This window comes from Coleofasciculus sp. (assembly GCF_046565525.1).
In the GTDB taxonomy this organism is placed as follows: Bacteria; Cyanobacteriota; Cyanobacteriia; order Cyanobacteriales; family Coleofasciculaceae; genus Coleofasciculus.
Window position 1 is genome coordinate 1 of record NZ_JBKHUP010000017.1, and the last position, 12,422, is coordinate 12,422.

Sequence of the window (12,422 nt, forward strand, 5' to 3'; positions counted from 1 at the left end):
GAAGCACTTCGTACGCTCCGGGCATACAGGAACGCTCCAGGAATACTGGATAAACGCTTCGGGACAACTCGCCCTCTGGTGTATTGACGAGAGTCAATACTCTAAGGTGATTGGATGAACGAAGAATCCCCCGCGCTTTTAGCCGGGGGAGTGTCAATAGGTTAACATAATTGAGAAACTAACGCGGCTCCCGTTGAGCTAGTGACGATAATTTGGCGGTTGCGATCAAATAAGAGGGAACCGACTCGTACCTCTTGCTCGCTATGCTTATAAATATAGTCTTGGCAGCGTTTATCTATCGTAGACGCGATCGCACGATAAATTTGATTCACCCAATCACTCCCCTCTTTAGCGTCCAATTGCCGTAGATAGCTCAATGCTGCTTCGGTGGTGGGACTGGTAAAGACTGCCTGTAAAATCGGTGTGGGTAATCCCACTTGAGCGCAATGAGCGGTAAGAATTTCTAGGCGTCCATCGGCTAAGTGATGATGGGTATGAAAAATGCCACCCGCTAACTTTATCAGCTTACCATGATAACCAAATAATAAAATTTCTGGGATTTCCTGCAATCCCGCCGCCACTAACAACGATCCTAGCCAATTGGCTGTTTTGACTAATTGCTCCGAATTTATCCCCATTTGTCGCGCCAAACTTAAACCATTTTCTCCCACACAGAAGACTAAACAGTCGAAACATAGGGCTTTGATTTGCAGTTGTTCGCGATAAGCTTGCAGTTGTTCAGGAGCGCTTAAGGGTTGAGAAATCCCTGTCGTTCCTAAAAGTGATAATCCTTCTAGCACACCAAACGCTGCATTCGATGTCCGTTGTGCCAGTTTGCGTCCTTCGGGTAAAATAATTGTCACCTGAATTTTTTCATCTGGTGTCAGTAAGCGACTGAGATTTGTTTGTAATAATTTCTCAGCGTAGGCATAAATTGCCGCTTTTCCGGCTGCATTTAATTGTCGTCCAATTCCTTCACCACCGATTATCTGTACCTGTTCTGTTTGCTCAGATTTTCCCCATTCCACAACTGCCCAAATTGGAGTATTTCGGGTTAAGTCAAGGTTATCGCCCGGATCACTGCGGGTAATCGCTAGTGCTATTCCTTGGCGAATTCCCGCGATTTGCTCAATGGGAATTTCTGCCGTTTCTGGGGGTTCAATTAAGTCTACAGATACGGTATCGAGGGGGTTAGCTTGGCGCAACCACTGCAAAGCAGCAATCGCCGAAGCACAAGCAAAGACGGGTAGAGTATATCCAGATTTCATTGATAGTGTGAATCCTTAACCTTAATTATAATCAGTCATCCGTAGGGCGAGCTTAGGGATTAAATCGACAGATATATACCAAACTGAACAACTTGCACCCGCCCTCTTCCTAATTAACCGCGCGACGATCTTATTCATACCTATAGCAAAATAGTTTCTAAGCCTGACGGATAGCTTTCAGCACGCGCAAAACTTGCATTGACGACTCAGTTTCCATTAAATTTAGCAAGGGTAAGAGCTGATAGGTGGGTGGATTTCCCGACTGGATGTACACAAACTGATAATGCATTCCGTTTGTGGCTAATCCCCAAATCGATTCTTGATGCTCCAAATTATTATAGGCATACGTGAGTAATTGAGCCAAACCAGCCAAGGCATTCACCTGGCTATTTTTACTTTCAATAACCAACACCCATAACGATGTATGAGCCGTGAGCCGTCGCTGTTTATTTACGGCTAGAATATCCAAGCGTCCGGTAATACTGGTATCCTCATCGTCGATAGTAATCCGGGAAATATTCTCTTCCAGGGAAATTTTGACAGGAAAACGGTAGAAACCAGCCAACCGCAGTAATGGCGCGATCGCGAGAAGTTTAACTTGTCCTTCTGAGACTTCTCCGTCGATCAAATAGTTATCGAAATCCTCGCGAATTTGCCCCAATTCCTGCTGTTCAAAATCGGTTAGGGGTTCCAGGGATAACAAGGGAGTAAATGAGCTATTATATCGTCGTTGAAATCCCAGAACTCGATGAACGTCTTTTAGAGATAAATCTTTAGCGTAGAGAGTTGTCATCGGCTACTCCAACTTAAATCTTGACTCAATCTTGACAAATAAATGTACTATTCTACTTAACTTCTTGGCAGCTCAGTTGCCGCTCAGACACGCATTTGCGTAGAACAGTATGTTTCGAGCCGTTCGACACAAACGGGGGCGTGTTGCTTGCTCCCTAAGCTATTACAGGAGAAAGAGAAATCCGCAAGAGCCTTCTCTTGCTCCCAGACGTGCCATGGCACGTCTCTGCATAGCTTCCCCTGCTTCCCCTGCTTTTAGCGCTTAAGTTGACACCAATGGCAAGCCTTGCGCCCCCATACCCCACACCCTGGGTTATTTGGCATTTCCCGGTTTGTTCAACGTCGCCAAATATTTACTCAACGCTTCTCCTAACTCTTGTTCTGGGGTTTTCTTTTTCGCTGGAGGTTTTTTCGTCGGCGCAAAGCCGCCAAAGAACCACATCCAAAATAGGGCATACATTGCAATCATTAAAAAACCAGACATCATAACCGTAAATCCTAAAAGACACTCGTGAAACAAGTCTGCTGAAATTTTTCAAGATAAAATAAATTCTATCCGGATCAAAAGTCAGCTAGTTAGCACCCTCTTTTAGCGATTTCAATACGATTTTATCCTCTATTATTTCAATAGTCTGGTTTCCGACCTGAATTTGAGGATTAAATTGAGTTAAGAGAACCTCAACCTCAGGCGCTGTCCCCGATTGAACTGTCATCACCACAATAAAGCGATCGCGCCCTGTCGCCTGAATCATTCCCCCCGTCTCACTGGGTATAAATTCCAGCGTCACGCCAGAGGGTGTGATAAAGGTTCCTTGCATCGTCGCCCCTGATTCTGCCTCAAGGATAAACTGTTGACCCTGAATCGTCACGTTTTCCTGGGTATGCATAATCCAGGTTTGATCGAGTTTTTCGGCTTCAACCACTTGATCCACCAGGACAAACAACCCCGGTACACCAGATACGCCACTATAATCCACCGCCAGCGATCGCAACCAGTTATTGTGTTGTAAACTAACCATACCCGACCCATCAGCACTTGAGAGAAATCCGGTTAACTGTGCTTCATTCCCTGCCTGTTTTTCCGGTAACAACACCACATTTTCATCCCTCTGTGTCCCATCAGATGCAGATCCCGCCGTCGCCCAGCGCCCTCCTAATCCCCAAATCCGGAAACTTCCCGCATCGGGAAATGACCAATGTCCGCCTCTGGGTTTCTCTCGCTTGACAAAAATACTGGTGACAAAATCATTTTCATCCCGCCACTGATTACGGAACGTAAAGAAGCCTTTTTGTTCATCCACCAATACCCGCCCCCATACGTTTGCGGGGTTCCGGGGGGTTACATCTTGAGGATATCCAGCGAAAATATACACCGCTTCATGGGGTAATTCAATGCCAAAACTGTTATCCCCATTCTCACCCCAATGACGGTTAAAGAACCACATAACTCCCGGTAGCAGCCGTTGCGGGACTATCCCCAATCCCACCGCAAAGATAGAACCCGTGGGGCTTAAGCGATGACGCCCATAGCTGGGAATCGCCACTTCCCCTTCTTCACCCACCATCCGGGTTACATATTGGGGTAGAAACCAAGCCGCGTGCGATCGCGTCACCAACTCTTCCCCTAACACTGTCTGATACGCTTGTAGGAAGGGCATCACCGTGAGAAACCAGGGTTCTGTACTATAATGATCACCCTCAGACCCAAAGCCGCGATCGCCAATGCCAATGGTAAGATAGCGTTTAATATTCCGTTCGGCAATTTTCAGCCAACGCCGAGTCTCTACATCCCCCTCCTCCAGTAGCGCCAACGCCGCTAACCCCGCCGCCCCTCGCGCCCTAGCATTCCAGTTACTCGCCGGGTTAGGATTCCAGCCATCACCCGCCGTTCCTTTCACCAGCAGGGCGGTTTGGGAGGCTAACCAATCCGCCACCTGTTGTACCTGTTCCTCATCCCAAGCCGGATAACACAAATCATAGGCTAACGCCACTCCCGCCACTACCGTAGAATGTTCCAGTAAACGGGGTCCAGGTTGGTTCATGGAATTAATCGTAATCTGCCAAGCGGTTGCAGCGGCGGCTTGATCCTGCTGGATTAGGGAGAGGAAGCAATAACCAGCAGCGTGATAGCCCCCGTTTGGCGCATAACCCCCATAACCAATGGGTTGGTCAAGACTCCGTTGCAACTGTGCCAGAATCGCCTCACCCCTGGGCGTTTTAGCCTGTTGACGCAATTGGGGAAGTTGATCTTGGCGAAAAATTAGCCGAGGATGTTCTTGGGGACGCAGAGGACGATGATTTGCCACGGGTTGTGACCAATGGGGAAGAATAATTCCCTGGACTTCTCCCTTGACAGGTTGGTCATTTACTGTTCCAGAATAAGTGCCAATTAGTTGATTATCGTCATGCAAGCGCACTTGGATATCATAATCTGCCTGTCCTGCCAAGGATTGCCAAGGATCAGGACTAATTTGCATCTGCACATCCAGATTCCATAACCGTCCCCGTTGACTCCTCTGGAGAAGTCCCTGATGGTCAGCCTGATTGAACTTCGGCGCAAATCCCCACACTTCGCGATCGCACTTATTCGCATCACAGACTAAATCTAGAGTTATATCCTGATAAACGGGTTCCCCTTCCCACGTCTTCCACACGCCACGTTTTAGGATTAAACGGATATCCCCGGATAACATAGCTGGATCAATCATTTCTGCTGGGGAAGGATGAGAACCTCCTAGCCAGAAGAGAAATGACGCGGCTATAAAATAGAGGATTTTGTTATTCGTCATTGGTCATTCGTCATTGGTAAGGCACCTGTAGGGGCGACCCGCTTGCATAAATTAACAACTCTCATCCACTCAATTGGATCGGGTCGCCCTCTCCTCAAACTGATGCTACACAAACGAGTTTCTCCTGTGAAAAAAAAAGCGAAGCATCCTATGGCTTCCCCCATGGAACAACAAGCGAAGCATCCTCTGGCTTCCCCCTTAAGAAGCAGGGGGACGGGAGGGGGATCTATAAGGGAAGAGGGGGATCTATAAGGGAAGAGGGGGATTGCATTGTGTAGGGGCGGGTTTCACTACTATCTTTTCGGTGACACCCGGATGTGACTAAACCCGCCCCGACTCAGGTTTCTAGACTTCCCGTGAAAAGTCAGGTTAATAGGTAGGTGTTGGAAACCGCCCCTACAGACGGTCGGGTCGCCCTCTCCTTAAATTTAACTTGACACTATAGCACGTTAGTGATGATGTTTATACCCGCAAATAGTTCTGCTATTCATAACCGATACCACTCTTATTCAAGGAACGTTCAGACGTAAATTAAAATTAATTAAACCTAAATTAGCTATCGTTTTTTATATTTTTATAACATCAATGAAAAAAAGACTGGCACAAGCGAAAAAATTGAGCTAGATCCTTCATTAACTCTTACTCCGATGAAATCTGCTCAATGGTGCTTTAGCTGGTTGTTTCTGATTGCGGGTTTAATTTTGGTGGCAAAGACAGCGCCGACTACGAACGCTGAACCGATTACCGCCGCCCCTGATGGTACGGGTACAGTGATTACACCGCAGGGGAATCAGTTTTACATTTCCGGGGGAAGTCTTGATGTAAATGAGGCGAATCTCTTCCACAGTTTCCAGGAGTTTGGCTTAGATACAGGACAAATTGCCAATTTTTTGGCGAATCCAAATCTGAGGAATATTTTGGGGCGAGTGGTTGGCGGAAATCCCTCGCTGATTAATGGGTTGATTCAGGTGACAGGAGGAACGCCTAATTTATATTTAATCAATCCAGCCGGGATTATTTTTGGCACAAATGCCCAATTAAATGTTCCCGCTGATTTCATCGCCACAACCGCGACAGGTATTGGGTTTGGCGATAATCTTTGGTTTAATGCATTTGGGGATAATAATTATTCGCAATTGGTAGGAGATCCCAATCAATTTGCCTTTGATTTATCCCAATCGGGGACAATTGTCAATGCTGGAAATTTAGCCGTTTCTCCGGGACAGAGTTTAACCCTATTAGGGGGAACTGTAATTAACACCGGGGAACTAACTGCACCAGGGGGACAGATTACGATTGCGGCGGTTGAAGGGTCAAATCGGGTGAGGATTTCTCAGTCGGGACAGTTACTGTCATTAGAGATTGCTGCGCCTCGGAATCAAGACGGGATATTATTGCCAATTAGTCCATTAGATGTCGCCGAGTTATTAACAGGTTCAGCAGAAAAAGTCGAGACGGGGGTTGATGTTACCGCATCGGGAGAGGTACAACTGGCGGATTCTCAGATAACTGTGCCAAACGAAACAGGAGTCGCGATTATCTCTGGCACAATCGATGTTTCCACTATTGACGAAACCATTGACGAAACCGTAGGGGCGCACAGCAGTGCGCCCTCCTCCTCACCCTCAATTGGCAATGAAATCAATGTTATTGGCAAAAAGGTAGGGTTACTTTCCGCCAATCTTGACGCATCGGGTATCAATGGTGGCGGTACAGTGAGAATTGGTGGAGATTATCAAGGGGAAGGTACAATTCCCAATGCTGATATCACGTTCGTTAGCGAAGATTCAACCATTAATGCAGATGCTTTAACTGATGGGAATGGGGGACTGGTTATTGTTTGGGCAGATCAAATAACTCGTGCTTACGGTACTATTAGCGCCCGTGGTGGCGAAAATTCTGGTAATGGTGGGTTGGCGGAAATATCGGGTAAAGAAAACCTGATTTTCCGAGGCGTTGCTGATGTCGGTGCGGCGAATGGTGCGTCAGGACATATTCTGTTTGACCCCAAAAATATCACGATAGCTGATGGAGGGATGAATAATGTAAACCTCAATGATGCTTTTGGAGAAAATCCAGGTGAAGATGTCACCTTTGATGCAGATCAGATTTCTGGCTTAACGGGTACTGTCACTCTGCAAGCAAATAACGATATTACCGTTGATGAGGATATTGTTTCTAGCAGTATTAATGATTTAGAATTTCAAGCTGGACGTAGTATTATCCTCAATGCCACGATTGAACTCGACGGTGGCGATTTTAGTGCCTTGATTAATGATGAAAATGCGATTGCAAACTTTCACGATGCGGGAACAGCTCAATTTCAGATAAATAATGGGTCGCAGATTTTAACCAATGGTGGGAATGTCACTATTGAGCATGGAACATTTGCAGGTACAGGCGTTGGTGAAATACGTCTAGAGGGAGCAACAATTGATTCGGGAACTGGCACAATTACACTGACGGGTACAGGTAGAAATGGTACAGATAACAACTATGGACTATTCATTAATGCCAACAGCCGTATTAACTCGGACAATGGAAATATAAACCTAACTGGAACAGGGGGAAATGGTACGGGAGAAGGAAACGCTGGTATTCAAATTCAAGAGAACTCGGTAGTATCATCCACGGGAATGAGTTCGATTATCCTAAATGGGATAGGTGGAAACGGAACCAATCAAAATTATGGAATAGGATTGTTGGCTAATTCAACAATCTCTGCCGAGAATGGAGATATCAGACTAAGGGGTACAGCTGGTGGTACGGTATCCAATAATACAGGCATTAAACTTGATAACGCTTCAGTCGAATCAACGGGGACAGGGACTATTGTTTTAGACGGTACAGGTGCGAATGGGATAAATATTAATCGAGGCATATCTCTCACCGGTGGGAGTACCATCTCTTCAGTAAACGGCACGATTAACTTGACTGGTATTAGTGGTTCCGGAACTACTGGCAATGCCAGTGATGGTATTGTCCTTCGTAATAGTCTGGTAGAATCAACGGGAATAGGAAATATTAATTTAAATGGCACTGGAAGTTCAGGAGAATTATATTCAGCTGGAATAGAAATTCATGCCAACTCTACAGTTGCCGCCGTTGATGGAGATATCCGTCTGACTGGGCAAAGTGGAAGTGCTTCTAATCCTGATATGGACAATTATGGGGTTTGGATTGGTGAACTGACGCTTTTTGCAGGTACTGTCAGAACAACGGGTACAGGTAATATTACTGTAGAGGGAAATCCTAACACCAACAGCAATAACACCATCGGAATTCTCGTAGACCCTCAAGGGTTGGTTGAAACAACCGGAACAGGCACGATTACTTTACAAGGAACTAGGACTGATAATAGACCTGATATTTTGATCAAAGGGACAATCCAATCCAATAGTGGAGATATTTCTCTAATTGCTGATAGATTTCCTTTAGACACGGGCAGTTTTTCGACGGGTACGGGTTCCTTAAATTTACAGCCGTTAACTCCAGATCTAGATTTGGAAATTGGCGGAACAGGAGACGCAACTACTGTTTTCATCAACAGTAACGAACTACAAACCCTCTCAACAACCTTCACCACGATTGATATTGGTAATCCCAACAATACAGGTGTTATTACATTAAATGAGGATTCTACATCCTATCCGATTAATATTATCGGCGGGTCAACCTTAGTCGGTGCCAACCAAAACACAACTTGGGAAATAACGGGTATCGACCAAGGCAATATCGATAGCTTAACTTTCCAAAATATCGGTAATCTAACTGGTGGCAGCGCCAATGATACCTTTGTCTTTAGTGACGGTGCAAATATCACCGGCACGATTACTGGGAATGCAGGTACAGATACCCTCGATTACTCCCCCATTACCACTCCCTTAACCGTAGATTTAGCGGCACTTGGGGCAGAAGATGTGGAAGGAGTTAGGGGAAATGGCAACATCGATAGCACCTTAATCGCCACGGATACCGCCAACACTTGGATGATTACCGATACAAATCAGGGAACCGTCAATGATATAGAATTTACCAACTTCTCCAACTTGACTGGCGGTAACTCAGACGATACCTTTGTCTTCAACAATGATGCCAGTGTGAGTGGTAATTTAGATAGCAAGGTCGGAAATCTGACCTTGACTGGGGATGAAATTAATATTGCCGGAACGGTTTCTGGTACAGGAAACTTAATCATGCAACCCTTAACGCCTAGCCAAGACATTCAATTGGGGGGTGTTGATAGTGGAAATCCCGGTATTTTGGATTTAACGGCAACCAAGTTAACCCAATTGCAACCTGGGTTTACCTCAATTACGATTGGACGCACTAATAGTAGTGGTGTGATTACCTTAGCGGCTGATACTCAGTTTAACGCCCCACTCACATTACAATCCCCCACAGGTTCAGGTTCAATTGACACGCAAGGATTTAGTCTTACCACGCCTGATAATACTTCAATTACCTTACAGACAAACCAAGACATTCGCACAGGCGATATTATCAATCCCGGTGGGAAAACTGAGATTACCAGTATCGGGGGGGGTGAGATTAACCTGCTAATGAGTGGGAATTTTTCCCTCTCCAATCCCACTCTATCCACGGCTGGGGGTAACGTTACCTTAGCCAGTCCCGGAATCATCACGGCTGCGGGTTCTGGGTCAATTCAAACCCGTGGCGGCGATATTATCATCGAGGCGACTGAGATTAATCTGCCCACAATTAACTTGGATTCGAGTAACCCGAATGATACGGGAGGTAATATTAACCTAACCGCGACTACCGGGGCAATTTCTACCCGCGACTTAAATAGTTCTGGACTCAGTGGTGGTGAGATTTTCTTAAATGCAATTACAGCGATTACCACAGCAACTATTAACAGTAGTGGCAGTATTAATGATGGGGGTGATGTCACACTTGACCCCAGTGGGGATATTCAAATTGGACAGCTTAATGCTGAAGGTGGCGATAATGGCATCGGTGGTACAGTAGAGATTACAACCGGACAATTCTTCCGCGCCACCAATAGCTTCAGCAATCGCAATGAAATTGAAACCAGTCTCTCCACGGCGGGGGGTAACGGTGGCGGTGGGATTACGATTCGCCATGGTGGAAATGGCGAAATTCCTTTTATTGTCGGAGATGCAACCACGAATGGGACAATCGGCGCAATTTCCAGTGGTGAATTTACGATTAATTTAGGCGAATCTTTTCTCTTTACCCAGACTGAAGGTAATCTGCAAATTATTAGTGTTGACCGTCCAGATAACCCGCCCCCAGATAACCCGCCCCCAGATAACCCCTCTCCTGATAACCCCTCTCCTGATGACCCATCCCCTAATCCTGAAATCAATCCCGTCAATCTACTAAAATTGCCTGAAGACCCACCGCCAATACTTCAATCCCAACTTCCTGCCCGAGAATTGGATATCGTGGCAGAAGTTGAAGACTATTTTAACCGTCAGTACGAAGATTATTTGGGGCTTTTTGATACTCCGCTTATCACCCTAGCCCAATCCAAAGCTATCCTCAACCGAATTGAACAAGCAACGGGAACTAAACCTGCACTATTGTACGCTGTATTTGTCCCCAGTAACGCCCCCTCACTAATACCAACCGCCGGATTGAATCAAAACCAAAAACCAGGGAGTTCTGAGACGGAACGCGACAGGAGTCAGGATCAATTGGAATTGATTATTGTCACCGCTGAGGGGAAACCTATACGACGTTCTGTACCCGGTGCGACACGAGAAAAGGTTCTCAATACCAGTCAAGAGTTGCGTCGCGCTGTGACCAGTGTTAGCATTCCTCGTCCTTACTTACCCTTAGCGCAACAACTCTATCAATGGTTAGTTGCACCCGTTGAATCGGAGTTAAATACGCAGGAAATTAATACAATTGCCTTTCTCGTGGATAGCGGTTTGCGTTCACTACCCATGGCAATTTTACATGATGGAAATGGATTTCTATTGGAGAGATACAATATTAATTTAATGCCTAGTATCTCTTTAACCGATACTCGCTACGTGGATGTGAGAAATCTGGAAGTCTTGGCGATGGGGGCGTCTGAATTTAGTGACCAAAATCCCTTACCCGCCGTCCCGGTAGAATTATCGACAATTACTGAGAAACTTTGGTCGGGTGAATCGTTTCTTAATTCTGCGTTTACCCTAGAGAACCTAAAAGCAGTTCGCAATCGAACTCCCTTTGGTATCCTTCACTTAGCCACCCACGGTGAATTTAAATCTGGTAAACCGGAAAACTCTTATATCCAGTTTTGGGATACTAAACTATCCCTTGACCAAATCCGAGAACTGGGGTTAAGCAATCCACCTGTGGAACTGATGGTATTAAGCGCCTGTCGCACGGCTTTAGGGGATGAGGAAGCTGAGTTAGGATTTACTGGATTAGCGGTACAAGCAGGGGTAAAATCAGCCTTGGGAAGTCTTTGGTATGTCAGTGATGAAGCGACTTTAGGATTAATGACCACATTTTATTCCCAGTTAAAGCAAGTTCCGATTAAAGCTGAAGCCCTGCGACAAGCACAGTTAGCGATGATTCGGGGTGAGGTGCGATTAGAAGATGGTCAATTGGTTACTCCGAATGGTACGATTCTTTTACCGCCCCAGTTAGCTAAATTACCCGATAGAGAATTGACTCATCCTTATTATTGGAGTGCATTTACTTTAGTCGGAAGTCCGTGGTAAAAAGTACAATTGACTTATTACTTTTTCAATGCTTGTGAAATCGCCCCTTCTAATTCTCGCTTACTCAACTCAGTGATAATAAACACTTCTTGAACCGTTTTGCCAGAGCGAGCAATAATCTTATGTCCACCGCGAATGGGTACAGACACTTTTAACTCTAAGCGAGGACGATGACTCCTGGCTCGTCCAATGACAGCAGGCGTAATCGTTTGAATTCCAGTATAGGTAGTGAGACGTTCCAGAACCGGAATCAAGCCTGGTAAGTGAGTTGAGTGATTCCAAACCAATCTGCCGCCATTGGACTTACCCATGATATGTTTTTGTTTATCTAAATTGCATACTGATCCGTTTTGAGCCAAACCATTACCCCATCTCCCAGACGTGCCATGGCACGTCTCTACACAATTATGCCGCCTCCAGGGGAGCCATAGTTAATCCAGCTCGACTTAGCTGTTGGTGATAGAGTTCGGCTTGTTCCTGAGGACCAACCCAAACAATGGCTTGACCTTCAAAGTGAACCTGATTGGTCAGTTTCCAAGCATGATCACTGTTCATTCCCGGAATATACTTTACCAAGCAGTCATGGACGTGCTGAAAGGTATTGAAATCATCATCGAGAACAATCACCTTATAGTTCGGATAAAGCTTGCGGGTAACTTGACTCGATTTTTCAGGAGCTTGAGTTGGTGCAGCAGATGTCGCTGAACGAGCTGCTGAAATTATCACAGTCATAGGGCTTTTAACAAAATTCTGCTAAAAAAATTCAAAAATGCATCTTCCTAGTTTACCGCAGTTTGGGATTAGTTACTCATATTCATCATGGACGTCCACCAGAGAACCCCATCAACCAGATAAAATCCGCTGAT

At 45.7% G+C, this 12,422-nt stretch carries 7 protein-coding genes; 1 reads left to right on the plus strand and 6 read right to left on the minus strand.

Annotated features, from left to right (window positions below; translation table 11 throughout):
• Positions 1-161: 161 nt before the first annotated feature.
• The 4 genes from cbiD to ACLGGO_RS08380 all read right to left on the minus strand — a co-directional run bounded on the left by cbiD (position 162) and on the right by ACLGGO_RS08380 (position 4,849).
• Positions 162-1,268, minus strand: coding sequence for a cobalt-precorrin-5B (C(1))-methyltransferase CbiD (cbiD, locus tag ACLGGO_RS08365; RefSeq protein ID WP_446418951.1), 1,107 nt, complete (start codon positions 1,266-1,268; stop codon positions 162-164).
• 157 nt (positions 1,269-1,425) lie between these two features.
• Positions 1,426-2,061 carry a restriction endonuclease subunit R gene (locus ACLGGO_RS08370; protein ID WP_446418952.1) on the minus strand — a complete coding sequence of 212 codons (636 nt, stop codon included), beginning with the start codon at positions 2,059-2,061 and terminating at the stop codon, positions 1,426-1,428.
• A 312-nt stretch (positions 2,062-2,373) separates the two neighbouring features.
• The gene (locus ACLGGO_RS08375; protein ID WP_446334757.1) at positions 2,374-2,547 is read right to left on the minus strand and encodes a hypothetical protein; all 174 of its coding nucleotides are present in this window, start codon (positions 2,545-2,547) and stop codon (positions 2,374-2,376) included.
• Between the two features lie 85 nt (positions 2,548-2,632).
• Positions 2,633-4,849, minus strand: coding sequence for a hypothetical protein (locus tag ACLGGO_RS08380; RefSeq protein ID WP_446418953.1), 2,217 nt, complete (start codon positions 4,847-4,849; stop codon positions 2,633-2,635).
• Positions 4,850-5,496: 647 nt separating this feature from the next.
• Here ACLGGO_RS08380 and ACLGGO_RS08385 point away from each other — a divergent pair.
• A complete protein-coding gene (locus tag ACLGGO_RS08385; RefSeq protein WP_446418954.1) occupies positions 5,497-11,556 on the plus strand; it encodes a CHAT domain-containing protein in 6,060 nt (2,019 codons plus the stop codon).
• A gap of 17 nt (positions 11,557-11,573) precedes the next feature.
• On the opposite strand, the gene ACLGGO_RS08390 is transcribed toward ACLGGO_RS08385, so the two are convergent.
• Together ACLGGO_RS08390 and clpS are read right to left on the minus strand one after the other, a co-directional pair.
• Positions 11,574-11,867, minus strand: a complete 294-nt coding sequence (locus ACLGGO_RS08390) for a DUF2103 domain-containing protein (protein WP_446335917.1) — start codon at positions 11,865-11,867, stop codon at positions 11,574-11,576.
• A 94-nt stretch (positions 11,868-11,961) separates the two neighbouring features.
• On the minus strand, positions 11,962-12,288 hold the full coding sequence (clpS, locus tag ACLGGO_RS08395) for an ATP-dependent Clp protease adapter ClpS (RefSeq protein ID WP_446335918.1): 327 nt from the start codon (positions 12,286-12,288) through the stop codon (positions 11,962-11,964).
• Positions 12,289-12,422: the final 134 nt, after the last annotated feature.